Source organism: Pseudomonas sp. MF09150 (assembly GCF_059862355.1).
The window spans coordinates 251636-274284 of sequence record NZ_JCBCUS010000006.1 but is presented as its reverse complement, the minus strand read 5'-3'; the positions used below and the strand labels follow the sequence as shown (position 1 = coordinate 274284).

The window sequence follows — 22649 nt, the reverse complement described above, 5'->3', positions numbered from 1 at the left end:
CATTGGGGTAGAGAGGCGCAATTGATAATCACTAGCATTCGCGGCGTTGCAGTTGCTCCCTTAGCCGCCGTCGCACGCCGCGATGCGCATCGCCCAAGAACCCAGCCAAGGCCCCATCATGTCTGCACCACGCCCCTCGACCGCCAGCCGTCGACCACCCTACACACGTTACACCATAACAATAGTCATCAGTTGCACCTTGAGTCATGGCGCCCTGGCCGAGACGGCCCGGGACACCCTGCAGTTGCCGGCCTCGACCGTGACCGCGCGCATGGAGCAGGAGGACCCCAAGGACGTGCCCATCAGCCTCAGCGTGATCAGCGGCGAACAGCTGCGCACCCAGCGCCTCGACACCCTGGAGAGCGCCCTGCGCAACACCTCCGGAGTCAGCGTCAACTCGTCCGGCGGGCCGAATGATTTCAACGTGCTGATTCGCGGTGTCGGCTCGCTGTACCAGATGTCCATGGATGACAGTTCGGTAGCCTTCAACATCGATGGGGTGCCGGTATCGTCCCGCAGCCTGGGTTTCGAGACTCTGGATGTCGAGCGCATCGAAGTGCTCAAGGGTCCGCAGGGCACCTTGTCTGGCGCGCTTGGCCAGGCGGGCGCGGTGAATATCACCACCCGCCAGCCCAGCCGCGAGCTGCAAGGTTATGTGCGCGGTGAAGTGGGCCAGGAAGGCCAGTTCCTCACCGAGGGCGCGGTGGGCGGGCCCCTCAGTGACAGCCTCAGTGGCCGGCTGGCGGTACGCCGCGCAGGCTACGACAGCTGGATCGACAACGACCAGACCAACCACCCCCTGACCAAGCCACGCAACGAGGCCTACCGGGGCAGCCTGCTGTGGGACCTCGACCCTGACACCCACGTACTGTTCAGCGCCGAACGGCAGAAAACCAGGCGCGCCACCAACTCCCTGGTGCTGCGCCCCTACGGCAGCGACCCGAGCCTGGACCTGACCCCGGGCCTGTTCGACGACAACTTCAAGACCACCGAACGCTACGCGATCAAACTCGACCATGACTTCGCCAACAGCCGCCTGACCTCCACCACCGCCACTTCCACTGCGAACTTCGAAGGCCTGATCGCCTACGACAGCAAACTCATGGGCGCCCTGTACGGCACGCCCAATGAGTTCTGGGTGGTGGACAAATCCTTCGAGCGCAGTTGGAGCCAGGATCTGCACTTGAGCTCCCTGCCCGATTCCGAGGTGTTCTGGGTCACCGGCCTTGCCGCCACGCGCAACGAGCGCAGTTATGACACGCCGCGCAACACCTACGGCACCTCGGGCGCCAAGTTCCGCGACTTCAGCACCACCACCTATGCCGGCTACGGCGAGGTGACCTTGCCCTTGAGCGAGCGCCTGAAGCTGACCACCGGCTACCGTCACTCCTGGGATCGCAAGACCTACAACGGCCAGTATTTCGCGGGCAGCGACGCGGTCGACGACTCGCGCCGATTGACCGATCACTACGGGACCGGCCGCGTCGCCCTGAGCTACGCCCTCACCCCGCAGACCAACGTCTACGTGCAAGGGGCACGGGGCTATAAATCCGGTGGTTTCAATGACTATGCCTCCCAGGTCAGCGACAGCGAGCCGTACCGGGCCGCCGTCAGCAACGCCGTTGAACTGGGGATCAAGAGTGAAACCGCCGACCGCCGTGGCAGCCTCAGTGGCGCCGTGTTCTACACCCGGGTCAAGGATGACCACCTGCTGGGCTACGACGCCGCGACCTTCGCCACCAACGCCTTCAACGCCGACACCCGGACCCGAGGTGCCGAGTTCGAAGGCAGCTGGCGCTTCGACCATGGCTTGACCCTGGCCGCCAGCGCCACCTACCTCGACGCCAGGATCACCAGCGGTGTGCAGGGGATCCAGGCCGGTGACGTCGACGCCGGCAACCGCACACCGGATGTGCCGCGCTGGAGCGGCAATTTCAACGCCAGTTGGAAGCACCCCCTGGGCACCCTTGCCAGCCTCGGAGAAACCACCCTCAACACCAGCCTCAACTACCACCTGGTGGGCGAACGGGCGGCGGACCCGCAGAACCATTTCAACCTGGACAACTACGAAAAACTGGACCTGCGTGCCGGCCTGGAAAGCCGATTCGGCGAGGTCTATGCCTACGCCGACAACCTGCTGAACCAGACCTATGACACCTATGGTTTCTACAGCGACCCGGTGGCCTATGGTGCGCCCGCGCAGCGCCGCACCCTTGGTGTCGGCTACACCTATCAGTTCTGACGGATCCGGGGAGCAGGCGTGCCTGCTCCCACTGTCCACGAGTCAGAACGAATAGCAGTACCCCAGCCCCACCGAGCGCCCCCTGCCGGGCAGGCCGGTCAGCACCTGATCGGTGGAGTACGAGCCATACAGGTCATAACGCGCATCCAGCAGGTTGTCGCCCCAGAGGTAGACTTCCGAGCCGGCACTTTCCAGCCCCAAGTGCGCATCCAACTTGGCGTAACCGTTGAGGTCGTAGTGATTCTGCGCGTCCGCCGGGCGGTTTTTCTGCAACCGGTAATTGAACAGGGTATTCAGCCTTGGTGCCGGCAACCCCAGCCAATCAGGCAGGTCCCGGGTCCAGGCCAGACTGAAATTGCCACTCCACAACGGCACATCCGGCACCCGGCTGCCCGCGGCCACATCACCGCCAGACACCCCTGGCGCAGCCGAGGTCACCCGTGCATGGGTGTAGCTCATGGCGCTGCCCAGGGTCAGTTGATCGTTGACATGCCAGGTGCTCGACAGTTCGGCGCCCTGGCTGCGGGTATCAGCATTCACCGCGCTGACCGCCAGGGTGTTGAAGTCATAACCCAGCAGGTGGTCATCCCGGACCCGGGTGATAAACAGCGCGCCTTCGAGGCTCAACGCCCCGTCCTCGCTGGCGTGCTTGAAGCCCAGTTCGGCTGAGTTCACCTTGGCCGCCTTGTAGGGCTCGCTGTCCTTGGCCGAGGTGGCGTAATCGTTGAAACCGGCTGACTTGTAGCCGCGCGCCAGCACCGCGTAGAGGTTGCTCTGGGGCGTCAACGCGTAGGCCAGCGCCACCCGCCCGGTGCTGTAGTGGTCCTGCAACTGCCGGCTGTCATGGGCCACGCTGCCGGCGCTGGAGTAGTCGGCGTCGTAGGTCTTGCGATCCCAGGTATGACGCAGGCCGGTGGTGAGCTTCCAGTCCTCGGCAAGCGGATAGGTTACTTCGCCATAGGCCGCATGGCTGTTGCTGCTGAAGTCACGCCGTTGCCGGGCGCCGTTGGTGAAGTTGTCGGAGTCGAAACTGCGTTCGGAACGCGAGAGGTTGAACCCGCCGACCCAAAACACCTCGGCCCCCGCCAGCGAGCCCAGCCGCAGGTCCTGGCTCCAGACTTGCTCGCGGGCCGCATCCTCGATCAGGTATTCGAAGGGCGAGCCGTACAGCGCACGGGTGATGTTGCGATCGTAACCCTTGACCGCGTTGAAGTCGGTGCGGGTATAGGCACTGATCGAGGTCAGTCGCGACTGCGCCAGGTCCCGGTTCAGCTCAAGGGAATAGCGTTCATTGGTCTTGCGGTTACCGTCAAAGACGCCGGGGGTGTAGTCCAGGCTCGGTTGGCTGGCGAAGGGCCGCAGCATCTCCAGGCCGGCATGCTGTTCGGCCCGCTGGCGTTCGGCAACCAGCAGCCCGGTGCTGCCCGCATCGTTGTCCCACAGCAGGCTGCCGCGCAGGGCCAGGTCCCGGGGGCTGGTCAGTGGCTGGCCATCCTGCTGGTCGTCGACCCAGTTGTCGAAACCGCTGCGGCGCAGTGCAAGGCGCCCGGCCAGGGTCTCGGTCAACGGACCGCCCAGGGCACCTTCGGTCATGAACTGGCCTTGCTGGCCGCCTTCGGCACGCACATAACCCTGCACCTCGCGGGTCGGCTTGCGGGTGGTGACGTTGATCGCCCCGGCCTCGCTGTTGCGTCCAAGCAGGGTGCCCTGGGGCCCCTTGAGCACCTCCACCTGCTGCACATCGAGGGTGGCCATGGCCGCATTGCGCATCGACATCGGCACCCCGTCCACATTCAGCAGCACCGAGCCGTCGTCCATGCTCATCTGGTTCAGCGAGCCGACGCCGCGAATGCGCACATTGGCGTCATTGGCGCCGCCCCAGGAATTGACGTCGACTCCGGGGGTGCCGCGCAAGGCTTCTTCGAGGGTGCGCAGGCGCCGGGCATCCAGGGTGGCCCCGTCGATCACCGACAGGCCGAACGGGATGTCCTGGGCGCTTTCCTGGTTCAACCGGGCACTGACTGTCAGTGGGGTCAACTCGATGGCGCCGGGGCGCGGCTGGTAGTCCACGGCAAAGGCCGGGCACATCTGGCTGGACAAGGCCAGGGCCAGGGTTTGGGTAAGGACGTTGGCGCGCCAGCCCTCGGGACGGCGCAGCGGTGTGAGTGACCAATGTGCAGGCATGGAAAAACTCCAGGGATATGAAAGAGCAAGGACCATTTATTGCGGCGGGCCCCAGCGCCGCAGCGCCTCGGCCACCACAGGCTCCGAGGGCGCGCCAAGCAGGCCCTGGATCGAAGCGGGCCATCCCTGGCCGTTGCGCAGTGCGGCCGTCATGGCCGTCAGTTGTTCGGGGCTCTGGCTGGCGACCCAGTCCAGGCTGGCCAAAGGGGCATATAACGTCGCCCAGCCCTGCTCCCGGGCTTGGGCCAGGGTGCCGATGGGTTCGCCGTCGCTGCCCAGGGCCCGGGCCAGGTCATCGGCCTGGAGCCGAACCAGTGCGGCCCGGGCTTCGGGGCCGTCCACATCGCCCACACACAGCAAGCCGATGGCCCCGGCCACGCCGTGGCTGAGCCAGACATGCCCGGGGGCTTCACGCAGGTCGCCGGTGCTGATCAGGCGCTGACGAGCCAGCAGTTCGGCGATATGCCCGCGCCGCGCCCAGCGTCCGACGCCGGCCGCCGCCACATCCCAGCTCGGCGTCTGACCCAGCAACAGATGACCATGGCTCAAGCGGCTGCGGCCCATGCCGCTGGGCCACTGGCTCAGTTCATTGACCGTCGGGCTGCTGCCCAGGCGCTGCGCCACGCAGGCGGCCATGGCGTCCAGGTCCTCGCGCACCTCACGGGCGGTCTGCCGACGACTGGCATCGGCCACGACCTGCACGCCGTCCAGGTTCTGGGCCAAGGCTCCAGGAGCGATGGCGTAAGCAAAGTCCAACGGCTGCTGACTGCTGCCGCTGATGGATTGGCCGTTGAGCTCGATCAGCCATTGCCAGGCACCCGCCGGGGCCACCGCCTGGGCCGCCACCGCAGCCCCCGCCGGCAGCATGGGCAACTGCACCGGCAACCCGGCCTGTGTGCGCTGCAACGGCGCCCGCAACCATCGCTCGGGGTCGAAGCCGAGGCGCGGCATCACCCGCCGCGCTTCCAGCCACACCGCCCGAGGGCCTAGCCAGAAGCCCTCGCCCGCGCTCGGCCAACCGCTGGCGCCCAAGGTCCAGCGCACATCCACCTTGCACCCCGTCGCCGCGCACATACCCAGGGCAATGCGCAGGTGGTCCGTGTCTTGTTCCACTGCCAGCGGCTGGCCCATCACCCGGACCTCAGTGACCTTCATGCCCACTGGCAACTCGGCATCCAGCTGCCCGTTAGCGGCGATCACGCCCTCCAGGGTCCACTGCCCCAGCACCTGCCGCGCCGCGCCATCCACCTGCAAGCGCAGGTGGCCACCAGCAACCTGCCAGGGACCTGCACCGGCCAGCCAGCGCCGCTCCCAGGCCGCGCGTTCGGCCCGCTCGGCAGCAGCCGACTGGTAAGTGCCCTGCTCCACCAGATGCCGATGCAACAGCGCACCGCTGCTGCCCATCAGCACCAGCCCCGACGCCAGCAGTGCACCCGGCAGGCCGAACAGGCGCCGACGCAGATCGGCCATTCGCCGCGGCTCGGGCCCGCGGGGCAAGGCCAGGGCCGCCAGCGCCAGCAACACCAGGCACAGCGCCAGTTTCCAGCTGGCCAGGGTCGCCAGGTACGGCCACCAGGGCGCCCATCCGGTCAACGCCGACAACGCCAAATGGGCCGGGATCGCCATGGCATAGGGTGGGTAACTCACAAGCCCCAGTTCGTGATTGAGCACCAGAAAAAATGTCAGCAGCATCGAAGTGGCGTAGGCCAGCCCGGAACGGCGGATCAACGCATGCACCAGCACCGTCAGCAGGGCCAGCTCCAGCAAGGGCGGAGCGAACACCAGCAGTGAGTAGGTCAGCCCCAGGCCCGGGGCCAGGCTGTGCGGTGCGGCGATGGCGCTGATCAACAGGCTGGCGACGCCGGGCACCAGGGCCAGCAGCAGGGTCGCCAGCACCACGCACAGCACCTGGCCGAGCAGGCGCAACCAGACCGGGGCCGGCGTGGCGTGCAGCATCTCCCCCAGCCCCTCCACCGCATCGCGACGACAGACCAGGCCCACCAGCGCCGCCAGCACGAAGGCGATCACCAGAAACAGCGCACTGGACAGCAGCGGCAGGGTCAGGTCCGCCCGGGGTACCATTGGCCCGCTGGCATGCCACACCCCATGCACAAAGCCGCTGAGCACCCCCATCACCAGCAACAACCCCAGGGCCAGCCAGGCCAGCTTGCGGGCCAGGATCTGACGTAACTGCCAATGGGTTTCGCAGCGTAGGGCCAGTGCCCAGCGACTGGGCAGCAACGGGCCCGGCACAGGTGCATCCGACGCCCGGTGCAGCGCCGGCTCGGCCAGCAGCGTGCCGGAGCGCCGCCCCATCAAGCCCTCCCGCGTACTGCGGGCCAGGACCCAGGCCAACAGCAACAGAGGCACGCCACACCACAGGCCACGGTTGAGCCAGAAGCCCGGGGTCAATGCCAGCAAGGCCTGGGACTTCTGCCCCGGGCTCCAGGTTTCGACCTGGGCCTGGGCGAAGGTAAACAGCGACGGGTCGAGGCTGGCCGCCAACAGCGGATTGATATGTCCGCCCTTGAGCACCACCACGGCGAACATCCATAGCAGCATCAGCAGCGTGGCCAGGGCAAAGGGTGCCGCCAGCCCGCGGCTGCGCAGCGCCAGCAGGTAATACAGGGCCCCGACGCCGGTACTCACCGGCAGCAGCAGGGCCACCCAGGCAAACCCCAGCGCCGCCCATGCCGGCGCCGCGATGCTGCCCGCCGGCACCCAACCCAGCAAGGCCAGGACCGGGCTCAACAAAAAACCGACCAGCAACGAGCTGGCGAGCAGGCCGCCCACCACCGCCGCGCCGATAAAGCGCCCCCACAACAGTGCCGGCAACGACACCGGCAAGGCCAGCCAGACCTCCTCCAACTGCGCCTTGCGCTCCCTCAGGGCCGGCTGGGCAAAGACCCAGGCCCAGGCAAAAAACAGGAAGAACATGCAGCCGCACGCCATCAGGTAAATCAGGCTGGGGGCATTGCGCGGAATATCGCTGGCGCCCATTTTCTGCACGTAGTCGGCATTGGTCAGGGACATCAGCAAGTAGCCGGCCAGGCCCAGGAACACCAGCAACGGAATGCCGCTGCGCAGCCCGGCCCGTATTTCCACACAGGCCTCGCGCATCATCAGGGCGAAGGTATTCATGCCTCGACCACCTCGCCGGCCTGGGCCAGTGCCAGGTAGTAGATATCTTCCAGGCGTGGCGTGTGGGGGATGAAACGTGGGTCGGCCGGACGCTCCCCGTGCACGATCACCCGGCTGCCCTCGGGGCTGGCCGCGACGTGCAATGCCGTCGGCAAGGCTTCACCCCGGGCGAACGAGGCTTGCCACAGCCGCCCCTGTTCAGCCTGCAGCAGTTGCGCCGGGCTGCCTTCGACAATGATTTGCCCGCCGGCCAATACCGCGAGGCGGCTGCACAGGTTCTCGACGTCTTCGACGATATGGGTCGACAGCAGCACGATGGACTCGGCGGCTACATCTGCCAGCACCCGGTGAAAGCGGTTGCGTTCCGCCGGGTCGAGGCCCGCCGTCGGCTCATCGACAATCAACAGGCGCGGTGCCCCCACCAACGCCATGGCGATACCGAAGCGGCGCAGCATACCGCCCGAATAGGTGGCCAGCGCGCGGTGCGCGGCGTCCTGCAAATTGACCTTGGCCAGCAGCCCTTCGATTTCTTCGCGGCGCTGGCGGCCATCGGTCCGGCCCTTGAGCCAGGCGAAACGGTCCAGCAGGTCACGGCCACTGACGCCCGGATAGGCCCCCAATTGCTGCGGCAGATAACCCAGGCGCCGGCGCAGGTGATCGGAGTCGGCCAGTACATCCACCCCGTCCAGGCGAATGCTGCCGGCATCTGCTTGCTGCAGGGTGGCCAGGGTCCGCATCAGGCTGCTTTTGCCGGCACCGTTGGGGCCCAGCAGGCCGTACATGCCCGGGCCCACACTCAGGTCCACACCGCGCAACGCTTGGACGCCGTTGTTGTAGCGCTTGTGCAGGCCGCGCACCTGCAAACCCGAATCGACTGACATCTGCAACTCCATGGACAAGGTGCCGCCGCCGGCCTCGGGTCGAACGAGACCCTGATGGGCGGCGGGCACTGATGGGCGGGAACACCTGCCCGCGAAGGGGGCAGCCAGGGACGGTAGACAAGGCCGCGGGTCGGCCTCTACCCGATTCAAGTCATTTTCCAACCGTATCCCGCAGCCTCCAGGGACCGCCCCCTGCAGCGGCAGCGCCCAAGTCCCCGGCCGGCCAATGGATGCGGGGCGAAATCGACTGGATGCGGGTAGTGCCGACAATGGGAACGACTAGCATCGTTGCTCCTTGAACCTGCTCGACTTTCCAGCCATTCACATCAGCCGCGCCCAGGCACTATCGGTGCAGCGGCTGAGTCACCACGGAAAAACCCATGACTAGCGCCCTGGACACCCTGAAACGCCCAGTCAATCGCCTTGTTCGCCTCGGCGTGGCGTTTGCCGCCGTGGGCGCGCTGGTCAACCTGGTGCCCTTTATCGGCCTGACCGAGCTGGGCCGTCTGTTGCTCGACGGCCATGCCGAACCCCAATTGCTGTGGCGCTGGGCGGCGCTGGTGGTGGGCGCCCTGAGCCTGGGCTGGATGGCCAGCGGCCTTGCCCTGTGGCTGACGCACCTGGCGGACCACCGGCTGCAAGCGAGCTTGCGCGAAGCCATGGTGCGCAAGCTCGGCCGCGTGCCCCTGGGCTGGTACAGCGACACCACCTCCGGTGCGGTGCGCAAGGTGGTGCAAGACGATCTTGAAGACCTGCACCACCTGATTGCCCACCATGCGGTGGAGCAGACCTCGGCCATTGTCACTCCCCTGGCCGGGCTGCTCTGGCTGGCCAGCCTGAACTGGCGCCTGGCGCTGCTGGCGGTGCTGACCCTGCCGATCTATGGGCTGGCCTACCGCCTGATGATGCGTGGCTTCGGCGACAAGATGCAGCAGCTGGACGTCAGCATGACCCGGGTCAGCGCGGCCATCGTCGAGTTCGTCCATGGCATTGCCGTGGTCAAGGCGTTCGGCCGGGCGGGCCAGGCCCATCGCAGCTATCAGCAGGCGGTCGACCGTTTCAGCACGCAGTACGCCGGTTGGGTGCGGCCATTGCTGCGCCTGGAGACCTTTTCCTCCATGGCCTTGAGCGTGCCGCTGATTCTGTTGGTGAGCCTGGGGGTCGGCAGCCTGCTGCTGGCCCGGGGCTGGGTCACGCCCCTGGAGCTGTTCGCCGAAACCCTGGTGGCGGTGGTCATCCCCCAGTCATTGCTGGTGATCACCCAGAGCCTTGGCGCCCAGCGCACCGCCCTGGCCGCCGCCGGGCGCATCGAAGCCCTGCTGCAAGTCGAGGAGCTGCCTAGCCCGACGCCGGGCAAAGCCCCAGAGGGCCGCGACATCACCTTCGACCAGGTCGAATTTGGCTACGACCCGGCGCATCTGATTCTCAGGGGCATCGACCTGCATTGCCCGGCGGGCAGCGTGACCGCGCTGGTGGGTGCCTCCGGCGCCGGCAAGTCGACCCTGGCCAAGCTGGTGCCGCGCTTTCACGATGTCAGCGCCGGGCGGGTGCGGGTGGGCGGCGTCGACGTGCGCGACATCGAGCCAGGCCTGTTGTACCGCCAGGTGGGTTTTGTCTTGCAGGACGCGCAACTGGTGCACGGCAGCGTGGCCGCCAATCTGCGCCTCGGCCGCCCCCAGGCCAGCGACGCCGAACTGGAGGCCGCCGCGCGCTCGGCGCAGATCCATGAGCGCATCCAGGCTCTGCCCCGTGGCTACCAATCGGTGATCGGCGAGGACGCGATCCTGTCCGGCGGCGAAGCCCAGCGCCTGTCCATCGCCCGCACGCTGCTGGCCGACACCCCGGTGCTGATCCTCGATGAAGCCACCTCCCACGCCGACCCGGAATCCGAGGCACTGATCCAAGACGCCCTGTCGGCCCTGGCCCGAGGGCGCACGGTACTGGTGATAGCCCATCGCCTGGCGAGCATCAGCGGCGTCGACCAGATCGTGGTCCTCGACCAGGGCCGGGTGCTGGAGCGCGGCAGCCACCGCGCACTGCTGCAGGCCAACGGTGCCTATGCCCGACTGTGGCGCGCCAGCACTGAAACCACCGCCCCCGACCTGGAGATGTCCCTGTGATCCGCAGCCTGCTCACCCTATTGGGCCCCGACCACGCCCCACGCCTTTACCGCTACCTGGCCTGGCTGGTGATCAGCGCCGTGCTCCAGGGGCTGGCCGTGGCCTTGCTGGTGCCGATCCTGCACGGCTTGTTCAGTGGTGATCTGCACGGGGCCATGGCCTGGCTCGGCGTGCTCGGGGCCATGGTGCTGCTGAGCTGTATCGCCCATTACCACCAGGCGATGCAGGGCTTCACCCTGGCCCTGCTGGTGCTCACCACTCTGCACGACCGCCTCGGCCAGCACCTGATGCGCCTGCCCCTGGGCTGGTTCAATTCGGAGCAGATCGGGCGCCTGTCCCGCAGTGCTACCAGCGGCACGCTGATGGTCACCGGCCTGTTTGCCCATTACCTGGGGCCGGTGGTGTCCGGCGTAGTAGTACCTGCCACCGTGGCCCTGAGCCTGTTTGTGTTTGATTGGCGCCTGGGACTGACGGCAGTGCTGTGCGCACCGCTGATCTACTTCACCCATCACTGGTCGGCCAACGCCATCGCCCGCAATGACCAAAGGGTGGAGGCCGCCGCTACCCTGGCCGGCAACCGCGTGGTGGAATTCGCACGGTTTCAACAGGTGCTGCGGGCCTTTGGCCAGGCCCAGGACGGCTACCCACCCTTGCAGGCCGCCAATCGGGCGCAACAGCAGGCCGGCGGCTCGATGCTGGCGCAGACCTTTCCCAAGTTGCTGGCTGGCGGCCTGACCGTGCAATTGGCGTTCGCCTTGCTGGTGGGCGTGGGGCTGGCGCTGGCCATGGCCGGCGAGATCGATGCCATCCAGTTGGTGGCGCTGCTGGCCCTGGTGGCGCGCTTTGTCGGGCCCTTGGCTGAAGCCGCCGCTCGCAGCGGCTTGCTGCGCATGGCCGGCAACGACCTGGAGCAACTGGTGAGCATCCTGCGCGAACCACCGCTGCCAGAACCGGCTCTAAGCCGGCCACTGACCGCCCCCGGCAGCATCGCCTTCGAACAGGTGAGCTTCGCCTATCCCAGCGGCCCATCGGTGCTCCAGGACCTGAGCTTCAGCGCCCCTGCCCATTCGATGACCGCCATCGTCGGCGCCTCGGGCTCCGGTAAAACCACCGTCACCCGCTTGCTGATGCGTTTCTTCGACGCCAGCCAGGGCCGGGTCATGGTCGGCGGGGTGGATGTGCGCGAGCTGTCCAATGAAGCCCTGATGGCCCAACTGTCCCTGGTGATGCAGGACGTGTACCTGTTCGATGACAGCCTGGCGGCCAATATCCGCGTGGGCAGCCCCGACGCCAGCCCTGGGCAGGTGGCCGAGGCGGCGCGCCTGGCGGGGGTTGATGAGATCGTCGCGCGCCTGCCCCAGGGCTGGGATACACCAGTGGGTGAAGGCGGCGCCAGCCTGTCCGGTGGCGAGCGCCAGCGCGTGTCCCTGGCCCGGGCCTTGCTCAAACGTGCGCCGATCGTGCTGCTGGATGAAGCCACGGCAGCCCTCGACCCGCAGAACGAAGCCTTTGTGCAAGCCGCCATCCGCAGCCTGATGCACAGCGCCACGGTGCTGGTGATCGCCCATCGCCTGCCGACCATCATGGCCGCCGACCAGATCCTGGTGCTGGACCAGGGACGCCTGGTGGAATCCGGCACCCACCGCCAACTGCTGACCAAGCACGGGCGCTACGCCGGCTTCTGGCACGACCGGCAACGCGCCGGCGGCTGGCGCCTGACAGCCGAAGCACCCTAGGGTTCGGCCCCCGCCGAGCCGTCCGACCTTGCTAGACTGCGCGCCGCAGACTGTCCACAGCAAATCAAGGGAAGCTTCATGAGTAATCCAGTTCCGGGCGTCACTTTTTCATTGAGCTCAACGGGGGACTTCTCGATACCGTCCCAGGCCCGGGCAATCATCCAGTGCCTTGACAGCGCCGTCGCCAGTATCCGGCCCACCCGGTTCGGCGCCTTCGAAGGGCGCCAGCCATTGGTCGATGTGGAAGAACCGCTGCGCTTTCTGGCGCAGCCGGGCATCTCGGCGATGGCGGGCAGCCTGGTGCTGGAGGCAGGCAGCCACCTTGGGTACCAAGTGCAGTGGAACCGCTCGACCCCGCCATCGTTTCCCTTTGTCAGTGGTTTCCTGATGCGCAAAGCCTTCAGCAAAAAGCCCGCAATGCTTGACGACTTCCTGGCTTTGATCAAACGGTTGGCAGCCTGTAGCAACACCCTGTATGGCGACATCCGCAGCATGGAATTCGCCGGCTGGGACACCCCATTCAACCTTCACCTGCGCCTGCCGGAAATTCCCAACATCTCGCTCTACGGCAAGCCCTATATCGAGCTGTTCGGCAGGCAAGCCATAGAAAGTGCGCCGTTCCAGCGTGTGGAGCAGCTTGGCGACGATCTCTATTGGCTGGAGGCCACCGCGCAGATCACCGACCCGGTGCCGGATGAGGTAAGACTGGCAATACGCACGCACTTTGGCGAAGACGCATTTATGGCTGGGAAAAAGTGGCGCTACAGCGAGGGGCGGCATCCGACGTTTGGTTTTTGAGGAGTGGCAGCGGATGCAGTGCACCCGCTCCGACTCACCCCAAGACAGCTTATCCAGCCGCAAAAACCAAACCCCTGACCGGCTGAAGGGGGATTATTTCTCCTGCTTCACTTTGAAGCACTCGGGTAACAAGGCTTGAATAAATGCTTGTCTGGCGGCACCTGCACCAGCGCCTGTGTGCACCTTCTGCGCCTGATCACCCAGGGCATTGATACAGGCACTGACAACCACCGCTGAAGCGACAGTTTTTTGTGCCTCGGACACGTTCTGCGCAGCCACGCCGGTTGAAAAAACCTTGCCGACTTTAACCTTCACACCATTATTTCCATTGGTGTCAGTGCCCTGGACCTTGGCAGTCTCTGCACCGGTATCGGCGTCGAACGAGCCATAGACCGAAATGGCGTCTCGTTTCTGGATACTGGCCAACTTCTCAAGGGCGCCCTTAACTTTGTCAGTGATGCGGGCGAAATTCGTCAGGGCGACCTGAGAGGCATCGTTAGCTTTGTCATACTCCGCTTTAGCTTTGCGCTCCTCACTATCAAAGTAGTCATAACTCTGATTTTTATCGCTTAAGGTGCCGTACATCCTCCTGACTTCGCTTTGGGCATCTACCGCAACGCAGTTGAATAGATTTAAATAGGTGTCTTTGATAGGCATACTTCTTACGAGTTCTTTACAGCCCCTCCCCTTAGACTCCTTTATTAATTGTTCACTCAACGTCTTCCAAATCTGCTTTTCCTCCCAATCGGCCTTAGCCTTACTGGTGGTGATTGCGCTGTTCTCCTTCTTCGAGAACTCTTCAAAATACGTCTTCATATCCACCGACTCTTCCGGCGTCAATAACTGAGTGGCACCCGCCGCGCTCGCCTGAGTTCCATAGATCCCGTAGATTTCCTTGATTTCATAGAGATCCTTATCGTATTTATTTCCAGGTTGCATGGCCTTGTCCAAATGCGGATTAGAGACCGCGACAGGCGCATAGGCGGCGTCCAGGTCCTTATAGCCGATCACGGCTTCCATGGATTCCGGCTGCGTAGGGGCGACCCCAAGCTTCACGCCAATCACGTGGGAAGATGTATAGACCAAGGGCGCTTGCTGCAAGGGGGCACACCCCGCTCCTGCCCCCGCCACCACCAGGAGCATGGCCCTGGTATTAACGAACGCTGACTTCCTTGTTTGTACAAACATATTCAGGATCCTTTTTCTGAAATGAGAAGTCTCGATTGGCGGGGCCGCCAGCAATAGATATCAGGAGGCAGGTGCCGCCGCTGATATCCTCTACCACTACTTGTTCAAACACCCCGTAACCCAGCGTCAGTGATTGATTGGAAAAGCCAAGGCCCAGGGTCTCACTTTGCACGTACAAGGGACGCTCAGTGGCGTCAATGTGGATATAGGAGATGCCCGGCATCCAGCGGGTTTCGACATTGCCGCTCTCGCCGATAATATGAACCACCGTGCAAGAGCACGTCAGCGAGATGGAAAGTATAAGTAGCCACCTGAGCATTAAGTGCATTCCAAGCCTTCAACATTTCGAATGAATGAGGGGGCCATACAAGCTGTTATAGGGATGCTCTTTTTTTCAGGTAGGGCATTCTGCCATCAGCGTAGCCGGGGCTTTTCAGTTTGCAAGGCAGGCCTTGCCAGGCCATCGACCGCTGTTACGAGCTACAGACCTGGCTGAGGGTGGTTCCTCAGGCACCGCGGAACAATCCCGTTTCCTGCGCAAAGCTCTATGAATAACCTATACATAAATATATATTTGTATAGGTTTTAGACGATAGAACCACAGCGTATCCGGTGTTGCGCCCCCTCTTCCCGCCCGGATGACCTTCCGCTCACCCGACACTGGCTGGATCCACCCATGAATACGACTCGCCGACTGTGCCTGGTGCTGGGCGATCAGTTGTCCTTTGACCTGGCCTCGCTGCAGGGGCTGGATGCGCAGCGCGACACGGTGTTGCTGGTGGAGGTGATGGAGGAAGCCAGCCATGTGCCCCATCACCCGCAGAAGATCGTGCTGATTTTCAGTGCCATGCGCCATTTTGCCCAGGCGTTGCGCGAACGGGGTTTGCGGGTGCAGTACGTGACCCTGGATGATCCGCACAACACCGGCTCGGTGCCGGGCGAATTGCGCCGCTGGCAAGCGCTGTTGCAGGCTCAGGTCCTGTGCCTGACGGAGTGCGGCGACTGGCGCCTCGAACAGTCGATCAAGGACTGCGGGTTAAGCGTCGAGTGGCATGCCGATACGCGTTTTATCTGTTCCCGCAGCGAGTTCGCGGCCTGGGCCCAGGGCAAGAAACAGCTGCGCATGGAGTTCTTTTACCGTGAGATGCGGCGCAAATGCGGGCTGTTGCTCAATGGCGACGGCAGCCCGGTGGGCGGTGCCTGGAACTTTGATGCGGACAACCGCAAGGCGCTGCCCAAGGGAACGAAGGCGCCCTACCCGGCGCGGTTTGGCACGGACTCGATAACCCGCGAGGTGCTGGAGTTGGTGGCCGCACGCTTCTCCAGCCACTACGGCTCCCTGGAGAACTTCGACTACCCGGTGACCCACGCCGAGGCCCTGGCGCTGTGGGAGTACTTTCTGGATTTCGGCCTGGCCGGGTTTGGCGACTACCAGGACGCCATGGCCAGCAACGAACCGTTTCTGTTTCACGCACGCATCAGCGCCGCGCTGAATATCGGCCTGCTGGATGTCCGCCAGGTCTGCAGCGATGTGGAGGCGGCGTACTGGTCGGGCAGGATTGCCCTGAATGCCGCCGAAGGCTTTATCCGCCAACTGATCGGCTGGCGCGAGTACGTGCGCGGCGTGTACTGGCTGAAGATGCCCGACTACGCCCAGGGCAATGCCTTCGGCAACCAGCGGCCGCTGCCCGAGTTCTACTGGACCGGCGCCACCCGGATGAACTGCATGCGCCAGGCCATCGGCCAGAGCCTGGAGCATGCCTACGCCCATCACATCCAGCGGCTGATGGTCACCGGCAACTTTGCCCTGCTGGCCGGGATCGTGCCGAGCCAGATCTGCGAGTGGTACCTGGCCATCTACATGGACGCCTTCGACTGGGTCGAACTGCCCAATACCCTGGGCATGGTCATGCATGCCGATGGCGGTTACCTGGGGTCCAAACCCTATTGCGCCAGTGGCCAGTACATCAAGCGCATGTCGGATTACTGCCGCGACTGCGCGTACAACGTCACGCAGAGCACGCAAGACACCGCCTGCCCCTTCAATGCGCTGTACTGGCATTTCCTGATGCGCCACGGCGACCTGCTGCGGGGCAACCAACGCATGGCCATGCTCTATAAAAACCTCGACCGCATGCCGGAGGCCAAGCAGCAAGCGCTCTGGCAACGCGGCCAGCATTTGCTCGCGGCCCTGGACGCCGGGGACCCGCTGTGAAAAAGAGCGAACTGCCGGTCAAGACCTGCGCGACCTGCGGGTTGCCCTTTGCCTGGCGCAAGAAATGGGCGCGGTGCTGGGATCAGGTGCGCTATTGCTCGGAGCGCTGTCGGCGGCACAAAGCTCGGTGAGTGTTGCCGCGCCGACAAAGGCGGATCGTCGCGACGATGCCTTGGGGTGGGCGCCTGAGACGCCCATCACCCTGCGCCTGGGGCCCGGGCTGCTACGCTGACATTCTCACCGGGGCTGGCGCTGCTCCAGGGCGCTGCTGATGGCCCCTGAGTGGGGTTGGCGCCGGCTTTCGACGCCTACACTTGAGGCCTATCGACTATGCAGAAACTCTGGAATCGCTATCTGGAACTGCTGGAAAACGATCTCAGTACGCAGATCTTCGACAACGTTAAAAACCTGATCGTCTGCGCCCTGCTGTTTGCTGCGGGGACCGATGCGCTCAGGGGCACCCATGACCTGTTCCTGGGCCTGCTGGTTTCCAACATGGCAGGCTGGGGCCTGATCGGCTTATCGGCCCTGTTGTGGCTGCTCAATGTCAGTGATGGGGTTCGCCGGCTGGCCAAGCTGGAATATCACCTGGCGCTGCAACTGGGCCTTATCGTGATCTACCTGGTGGTTGCGGAGCGCATTGTGGAGATGGTCTGGGGGTTTCGTTCACGCTGAGGGGCAATGAGCCCGGCCTGACAACCCGCCGTTGGCGTGGCTGGGTGTCAAGCCAGAGCATCGGCCCTAGGGCACCGTGACCTCGGCTTGACCACTCGCCGCCAGTGCGGCGTGGACAAACCCTTCGGCCTTTTTCCGCTCGACGAAGGCCCTCACATACGCCGCCCCTGCCGCTCGCTGGCGAGGCACGGCCAGCGCCTGGCGGATCGCGGTGAACGCGCCTTCCAGCACCCGGTAACGCCCATCGGCAGCAGCCACCTGTTGCAGGGGCTGGCGCACGCCGGCGGCGGCATCCAGGCCCTGGTCGAAGAACAGCTCCACGGCCGCCGCGGAGGTCTCGGCCCGCTCCAGTTGTGCGTGCTGCAAGGTCCGACTGAGGAACAGGTCGTACGCCGCGCCCCGGCCGACCGCGAGGCGCAGCCCGGGCTGATCCAGATCTTCGACCTTGAGGTACGCCGAGTCGGTCGCAACCAGGTAGGTGCCTTCGATCATCACGTAGGGTTCGCTGAACGCGATCTGCTGCTCGCGCACCGGCTCGATGGCCAGGAAGGCCAGGGTCCAGCTGCCCTCCTCCAGCGCGGCAAACACTTTGCCGGCGGCGTCGAAAGTCAGCATCTCCAGACGCACTCCCAGCTCCTCGGCCAACGCCTTGGCCAGGGCCACGGAGACCCCGTGTAGCGAGCCATCCGGGTCCTGCTGCGCCAGTACCGGATTGCCGAGATTGATGGCCGCGCGCAGTACGCCGCCAGGGGCCAGGTCTTGAAGAACCGCAGGGGTGATTGCACTCATGATTTGCTCCAGGGTTGGGGTCGGGGCGTACCGTGCGCGCTCTAGGCGCCCAGGCGTTTGAGCCATTCGAGGGAGTTCACGGTCGGGCCCGAAGGCCGGTACTCACAACCGATCCAACCGCTGTAGCCACGCTGTTCCAGTGCCGCGAACAAGGCCGGGAAATCCATGCTTCCGGTTCCCGGTTGATGACGCCCCGGGCAGTCGGCAATTTGCACATGCACAGTTCGCTGATAAAACCTTGCCAGCACCTCGGCAGCGTCTGCGGTCAGCAACTGGGCATGGTACAGATCGAGAATCAGCCCGACACTCGGGAAGTCCTCCAGCACCTGCTGCGCCTTGTCGAAGTCGGACAGGTAGTAGCCGGGCACCTCCTGGGCACTGATCACTTCGATCAGCGGCCGCAGCCCCTGGTCTTCGAAGTACTTGACCGCATACTCCAGGTTGCCGCCGAAGGTCGATGCCGCATCGTCCCGGGTGGTGACGCCGGACATGATGTGCACATCCGAGCACCCCAATGTCCTGGCATAGCGCACCGCCTGCGCCAGGCCCGCGCGAAACTCCTGCTCCTTGCCGTGCTGGGCGGCCAGGCCTTTGCTGACACCGGCCGGCGCGGCGAACTGAATCAGTGGCAACCCATGCCGGGCCAGGTGATCGGCCAGGAGACTAGCGTCGAACTCATAGGGCGACGGGAACTCGACCGCCCGAAACCCTGCGGCCGCAGCCGCTTCGATACGTTGCAGAAACGGCCATTCATTGAACTGAAAACCAAGGTGAGCATTGAACTTGAGCACTGGGTAAACCTCCATCCTGGGAAAAACAAATCATCCGCCTGGAGCTCTTTGCACCGCTCCAGCACTGCGCCATCGGCGTATTCAACAAGGGCCTGTACCACGATTGCCTGCCAGCCCACCCGCAGTCGCTGCGTATGGTATTTTCCACCACCAGTCCGCCGCAGCCCCCTGGGCTACCGCTGAGGGACTGAGGCCACTCCTTCGAGAAAGAACCCGTGATCAAGAAAGACCTCGCCTTGCAACTGGCCCCCCGCGTCATCGACCTGGTTCGCGCCCGCTCGATGCAAACCGGTGAGCCCTTGCGCGAGCAGACCTTCGCCGAGGCCCTGGGGGTTTCGCGCTCCCCTGTGCGGCGGGTGTTTGCCTTGCTCGCCGAGTGGGGCCTGGCGATCCACGAACCCAATCGCGGCTACTTTCTGAATCAGGACGCCGCGCAGATTCAGCAAGCGGCGTTCCCTCTTGCCAGCGACCCTTTCGACGACTTTTACCTGCGCGTGGTCGACGACATTCTGAGCGGTGAAATACCCGCCCACTTTTTTGAAGCACAACTGCTGCGCCGCTATGCCGTGCCGCGCGGGCAACTGCTCAAGGTGTTGAACCGGCTGGCCGGCGAAGCCATGGTCGAGCGCAATCCCGGCCAAGGCTGGAGCCTCAAGAGCTTCGTGCACAACACCCAGACCTACATCCAGAGCTACCGCTTCCGCATGGCCATTGAGCCAGCCGCGCTGCTCGAGCCTGGCTATCAGGTCAATCACAGCGCGTTTGCCGAGGCCCGACAGCAACAACAGGCCCTGCTCGACGGAGAGATCCAGACCTTGTCCCGCGCCCAACTGTTCGAGATCGGCGCGCAGTTTCACGAACTGATCGTGCAGGGCTCCGCCAATGCCTTTTTCATCGACGCCATCCGCCAGCAAAACCAGCTCCGGCGTTTCATGGGCTACAAAGCCAACGTCGATCGCACGCGTCTTGAGGCGCAATGCCGGGAACATATTCACTTGCTCGACCTCATCGAATCCGATCGGCGTGAAGAGGCCGCGCACTTTCTCTGGAGGCATCTGGACCATGTCGGCCGGCTCAAGACTCAGCCGGATGGCGTGCCTGAAGGCGACGTGATGTCGCCCGCACAAAACGATTAAAAGGTCCTCGAACGCCGCTCCAGCGTGTTGCGGCGCAGCTTAACACGATTGTTTCCTGTCGATACAAGATACAAAACAACCGATAAAGCCACTGCAAGAGTGGCGTTACGCAGCCGTCGATCAGCAGGCTTGAGCGATGCCGGCCGCAACGGACCGGTTCAATCGTCCAGGGCTCCTTCGATCAAGGGGTCCAGCGCGACGCGTGCCGGGGCCGAGAGTGACGCGGCCAGGAGGTTGACCGCGTCGATCACTTCGTCGCGTTCCAGGGTGTAGAGGAAGCCATGCTTGCGATTGAGCCCGGCGATCACCTCGAGGAACGCGGCGATGGCCGCGGTGACCCGCTGGCTGTAGGCCCCCTCGTCGACCCGGACGGTTTCAGCCTCGCGCACCTGGCGCAACGCCGCGATGTAGGCCGCGTGCACCTTCTTGACCAGGGCCGGGGCAAACCCTTCGCGACCGTCCCAGTGCCGCAGCGGGTTGTCGAGGTTCTCCGCCAGCCATTCGGGCTTGCGCGGTTTGCTCAGTGTCAGGTCCACCTGCGGCGCCTTCTTGTACGCCTTGCGCACCGCAGCCGCGACGTCCGCCGGCAGGCTGTCCAGGCTCAGGCTGGTCAGGCTTGGCAGCGCAGCGGGTGCAGGGAAATCATCCGGGCTGTAGCCGAACAGGTCACAGAACCACAGCGCTTCGAGCTTCGGCAGCTCGCTCAATGACCCCAGCCCGCTCAGGGTCCCGGGGGCGCCGAACAGGTGCAGGTATTCGACGTGGGGGAGGGTGTCGACGACTTCGGCCAGGTCAAGTTCGCTCACCTTGGCCACAAGCAGCCCGCGCAACTGGTCGAGCCCGTGCACTGCCGGCACCGTGCCGGTGGCCTGCAGCGAGATCCAGCGCCCGTTCTGCGTGGCCACCACGGTCAGCATGGGGCGCACATCAGGTGCCAGCTGGCTGAGCACATCCACCCGGTCGTCGATGGCGCCGAAGCGCTTGACCGCGCCCTGGCCGTGGACGATCAGGGTGGTCAGGCTCTTGGGCAGGACCAGTCGCTCAAGACCTTCGATGTCGATCACCAGCCGTTCAAGGCAGGTGGCCGAGAAGTCGAGCTCGCGCTGATCGTGCTTGAGCAGCGACAGCTCGGTGACCAGGGGCGCGCTGCACAGAAAAGGTATCAGGTCGTCGCGCCAGGCGTGCAGGAACACCTGGTGCAGCAGCGGCCAGGCGTGCAGTGAGGCCATGTTGAAATCGCCGCTGATGCGGTAGGCCGCGTCATCGCTGAAGCGCGACGCAGACCTGACGCGCATCTGCATCGGCTGGTCGTTGTCGGCACAGAGGAGCCCCGGAGCAGTGACCAGGGCGTCGCTGTCCAGGCTGGCCTTGAACGCCTGGGTCAGCTCGCCGGGCAGCGCATTCCAGACATACTGGCGGGCGATGAGATCGCCGAAGCCCCAGCCGCCATAGCTGTTGGATTCGCTGCAGCCCTGCAGCGGCAGGTTGCCGATACTGCAATACGCCACGGGTACGGGCAGGGCCAGGTGCATGACGATTTCCTGGTCGTTCCAGAACATGAAGTTCTTCACGAAGCGCGGGGCATCCGCCACGTCATCCAACGTCGGCATCTGCTCGCCGGTCCAGTCCAGCAATGCCACCGTGACCTGCTGCTTGTCGCTGTCGAGCGCCAGGATCTGGCACGCGCCAAAGCGGCCAATTCGCTCAATGGGAAAACCCAGCACGTCGCCAGGGGCCGGCATCTGCTTTGCCATGGGTGAAGTCCTCGATAAAGGCGCCGTCCTCGCGCCCGAACCGGCGAGTCTATAGGGCCGGCTTTTCAGTGGCGAGACCCGCCGGTGGCTGATGGCCAGATACCCACAAAGCCGCGCTGCCGATGGGCTTGGCGCGGCCGGCCAAAGCTGATCGCCGCGCTGTATGTCGTTTTGTTGATGAATCTGTATCTAACGCACGGCTGTCGGGCGCCCTACTATCGGCGCGCCATCGAGTCGACTGCTTCGGCGCTGGCCAATACCGCCAGGTAAAGGTTCGGCGCAGTACCGATTCCCTTCAATGCCTTCAGGAGTCACGCCATGCCCGAACTGTCCAACCTCATCGCCTACGGCCTGATCTCCCTCGGCATGGTGCTGACCCCGGGGCCGAACATGATTTACCTGATCTCACGCTCGATCTGCCAGGGACGAATGGCCGGGCTGATTTCCCTGGGCGGCGTGGCGCTGGGTTTCCTGGTCTATATGCTGTGCGCGGCCCTGGGTATCACCGCCTTGCTGCTGGCGGTGCCCTATGCGTATGACGCCCTGCGCCTGGGCGGCGCGCTGTACTTGCTGTACCTGGCCTGGCAGGCAGTCAAGCCCGGCGGACGCTCCGCGTTTCAGGTCCGGGACCTGCCGCAGGACAGCCCGCGCAAGCTGTTCACGATGGGGTTTGTCACCAACCTGCTGAATCCCAAGGTCGCGGTCATGTACCTGTCGCTGATGCCGCAGTTCATCGACCCCACCGGCCACGGCTCGGTACTGGCCCAGTCCCTGGTGCTGGGCTCGACCCAGATCGCCATCAGCGTGAGCGTCAATGCGTTGATCGCGCTTATGGCCGGCTCCATTGCCGCCTTCCTCGCCAGTAAGCCGGTGTGGCAGTTGGTGCAGCGCTGGCTGATGGGCACGGTGCTGGCGGGCCTGGCGGTGCGTATGGCGTTTGAAGGGCGGCGTTGAAGCGGGTTGCTGGAGGTGGGTGCCTCGCCCCCTGATTCGGCCCGC

At 64.6% G+C, this 22649-nt stretch carries 17 protein-coding genes; 9 read left to right on the top strand and 8 right to left on the bottom strand.

Annotation, left to right across the window (positions count from 1 at the left end):
• The first annotated feature begins 118 nt into the window (after window positions 1-118).
• The gene (locus AC19YX_RS22590; RefSeq protein WP_500607067.1) at window positions 119-2242 is read left to right on the top strand and encodes a TonB-dependent receptor domain-containing protein; all 2124 of its coding nucleotides are present in this window, start codon (window positions 119-121) and stop codon (window positions 2240-2242) included.
• 42 nt (window positions 2243-2284) lie between these two features.
• On the opposite strand, the gene AC19YX_RS22585 is transcribed toward AC19YX_RS22590, so the two are convergent.
• From AC19YX_RS22585 to AC19YX_RS22575, 3 genes are read right to left on the bottom strand one after another with little or no spacing between them, the layout of a single operon-like run.
• Window positions 2285-4426 carry a TonB-dependent receptor gene (locus AC19YX_RS22585; protein ID WP_500607066.1) on the bottom strand — a complete coding sequence of 714 codons (2142 nt, stop codon included), beginning with the start codon at window positions 4424-4426 and terminating at the stop codon, window positions 2285-2287.
• Between the two features lie 36 nt (window positions 4427-4462).
• A complete protein-coding gene (locus tag AC19YX_RS22580; RefSeq protein WP_500607065.1) occupies window positions 4463-7567 on the bottom strand; it encodes a hypothetical protein in 3105 nt (1034 codons plus the stop codon).
• On the bottom strand, window positions 7564-8448 hold the full coding sequence (locus tag AC19YX_RS22575) for an ABC transporter ATP-binding protein (protein WP_078468892.1): 885 nt from the start codon (window positions 8446-8448) through the stop codon (window positions 7564-7566). The genes AC19YX_RS22580 and AC19YX_RS22575 overlap by 4 nt, the downstream gene beginning before the upstream one ends.
• A 380-nt stretch (window positions 8449-8828) precedes the next feature.
• Between AC19YX_RS22575 and AC19YX_RS22570 the strand changes: the two genes are divergently transcribed.
• From AC19YX_RS22570 to AC19YX_RS22560, 3 genes are all read left to right on the top strand, one after another.
• Window positions 8829-10568: an ABC transporter ATP-binding protein gene (locus AC19YX_RS22570; RefSeq protein WP_500607064.1), complete on the top strand. Its 1740-nt coding sequence runs from the start codon at window positions 8829-8831 to the stop codon at window positions 10566-10568.
• On the top strand, window positions 10565-12304 hold the full coding sequence (locus AC19YX_RS22565; protein WP_500607063.1) for an ABC transporter ATP-binding protein: 1740 nt from the start codon (window positions 10565-10567) through the stop codon (window positions 12302-12304). The genes AC19YX_RS22570 and AC19YX_RS22565 overlap by 4 nt, the downstream gene beginning before the upstream one ends.
• Window positions 12305-12382: 78 nt before the next feature.
• A complete protein-coding gene (locus AC19YX_RS22560) occupies window positions 12383-13102 on the top strand; it encodes a hypothetical protein (RefSeq protein WP_500607062.1) in 720 nt (239 codons plus the stop codon).
• Window positions 13103-13195: 93 nt separating this feature from the next.
• On the opposite strand, the gene AC19YX_RS22555 is transcribed toward AC19YX_RS22560, so the two are convergent.
• Together AC19YX_RS22555 and AC19YX_RS22550 are read right to left on the bottom strand one after the other, a co-directional pair.
• Window positions 13196-14290: a hypothetical protein gene (locus AC19YX_RS22555; protein ID WP_500607061.1), complete on the bottom strand. Its 1095-nt coding sequence runs from the start codon at window positions 14288-14290 to the stop codon at window positions 13196-13198.
• Window positions 14256-14558: a hypothetical protein gene (locus AC19YX_RS22550; RefSeq protein ID WP_153050178.1), complete on the bottom strand. Its 303-nt coding sequence runs from the start codon at window positions 14556-14558 to the stop codon at window positions 14256-14258. The genes AC19YX_RS22555 and AC19YX_RS22550 overlap by 35 nt, the downstream gene beginning before the upstream one ends.
• A gap of 408 nt (window positions 14559-14966) precedes the next feature.
• Between AC19YX_RS22550 and AC19YX_RS22545 the strand changes: the two genes are divergently transcribed.
• From AC19YX_RS22545 to AC19YX_RS22535, 3 genes are all read left to right on the top strand, one after another.
• On the top strand, window positions 14967-16505 hold the full coding sequence (locus AC19YX_RS22545; RefSeq protein ID WP_500607060.1) for a cryptochrome/photolyase family protein: 1539 nt from the start codon (window positions 14967-14969) through the stop codon (window positions 16503-16505).
• Entirely contained in the window at window positions 16502-16636 is a 135-nt protein-coding gene (locus tag AC19YX_RS22540; RefSeq protein ID WP_078468885.1) for a DUF2256 domain-containing protein, read from the top strand. Before AC19YX_RS22545 ends, AC19YX_RS22540 begins: the two co-directional genes overlap by 4 nt.
• A 199-nt stretch (window positions 16637-16835) precedes the next feature.
• The gene (locus tag AC19YX_RS22535; RefSeq protein ID WP_078468884.1) at window positions 16836-17180 is read left to right on the top strand and encodes a hypothetical protein; all 345 of its coding nucleotides are present in this window, start codon (window positions 16836-16838) and stop codon (window positions 17178-17180) included.
• Window positions 17181-17246: 66 nt separating this feature from the next.
• On the opposite strand, the gene AC19YX_RS22530 is transcribed toward AC19YX_RS22535, so the two are convergent.
• Together AC19YX_RS22530 and AC19YX_RS22525 are read right to left on the bottom strand one after the other, a co-directional pair.
• Entirely contained in the window at window positions 17247-17969 is a 723-nt protein-coding gene (locus tag AC19YX_RS22530; RefSeq protein ID WP_500607059.1) for a transporter substrate-binding domain-containing protein, read from the bottom strand.
• A 41-nt stretch (window positions 17970-18010) separates the two neighbouring features.
• Window positions 18011-18760, bottom strand: coding sequence for a hydroxypyruvate isomerase family protein (locus tag AC19YX_RS22525; protein WP_500607058.1), 750 nt, complete (start codon window positions 18758-18760; stop codon window positions 18011-18013).
• 215 nt (window positions 18761-18975) lie between these two features.
• Here AC19YX_RS22525 and AC19YX_RS22520 point away from each other — a divergent pair, with 215 nt between their 5' ends.
• On the top strand, window positions 18976-19896 hold the full coding sequence (locus AC19YX_RS22520; protein WP_500607057.1) for a GntR family transcriptional regulator: 921 nt from the start codon (window positions 18976-18978) through the stop codon (window positions 19894-19896).
• Window positions 19897-20054: 158 nt separating this feature from the next.
• Here AC19YX_RS22520 and AC19YX_RS22515 read toward each other — a convergent pair whose 3' ends face one another.
• Window positions 20055-21650, bottom strand: a complete 1596-nt coding sequence (locus AC19YX_RS22515; RefSeq protein WP_500607056.1) for a hypothetical protein — start codon at window positions 21648-21650, stop codon at window positions 20055-20057.
• 318 nt (window positions 21651-21968) lie between these two features.
• Between AC19YX_RS22515 and AC19YX_RS22510 the strand changes: the two genes are divergently transcribed.
• Window positions 21969-22604, top strand: coding sequence for a LysE family translocator (locus tag AC19YX_RS22510; RefSeq protein ID WP_078468881.1), 636 nt, complete (start codon window positions 21969-21971; stop codon window positions 22602-22604).
• The last annotated feature ends 45 nt before the right edge of the window (window positions 22605-22649 follow it).

Excerpts from the sequence above, each read along its gene's own strand:
- AC19YX_RS22590 (WP_500607067.1), top strand. The coding sequence starts at position 119 with ATGTCTGCACCACGCCCCTCGACCGCCAGCCGTCGACCACCCTACACA.
- AC19YX_RS22585 (WP_500607066.1), bottom strand. The coding sequence starts at position 4,426 with ATGCCTGCACATTGGTCACTCACACCGCTGCGCCGTCCCGAGGGCTGG.
- AC19YX_RS22580 (WP_500607065.1), bottom strand. The coding sequence starts at position 7,567 with ATGAATACCTTCGCCCTGATGATGCGCGAGGCCTGTGTGGAAATACGG.
- AC19YX_RS22575 (WP_078468892.1), bottom strand. The coding sequence starts at position 8,448 with ATGTCAGTCGATTCGGGTTTGCAGGTGCGCGGCCTGCACAAGCGCTAC.
- AC19YX_RS22570 (WP_500607064.1), top strand. The coding sequence starts at position 8,829 with ATGACTAGCGCCCTGGACACCCTGAAACGCCCAGTCAATCGCCTTGTT.
- AC19YX_RS22560 (WP_500607062.1), top strand. The coding sequence starts at position 12,383 with ATGAGTAATCCAGTTCCGGGCGTCACTTTTTCATTGAGCTCAACGGGG.
- AC19YX_RS22555 (WP_500607061.1), bottom strand. The coding sequence starts at position 14,290 with ATGTTTGTACAAACAAGGAAGTCAGCGTTCGTTAATACCAGGGCCATG.
- AC19YX_RS22545 (WP_500607060.1), top strand. The coding sequence starts at position 14,967 with ATGAATACGACTCGCCGACTGTGCCTGGTGCTGGGCGATCAGTTGTCC.
- AC19YX_RS22535 (WP_078468884.1), top strand. The coding sequence starts at position 16,836 with ATGCAGAAACTCTGGAATCGCTATCTGGAACTGCTGGAAAACGATCTC.
- AC19YX_RS22530 (WP_500607059.1), bottom strand. The coding sequence starts at position 17,969 with ATGAGTGCAATCACCCCTGCGGTTCTTCAAGACCTGGCCCCTGGCGGC.
- AC19YX_RS22515 (WP_500607056.1), bottom strand. The coding sequence starts at position 21,650 with ATGGCAAAGCAGATGCCGGCCCCTGGCGACGTGCTGGGTTTTCCCATT.
- AC19YX_RS22510 (WP_078468881.1), top strand. The coding sequence starts at position 21,969 with ATGCCCGAACTGTCCAACCTCATCGCCTACGGCCTGATCTCCCTCGGC.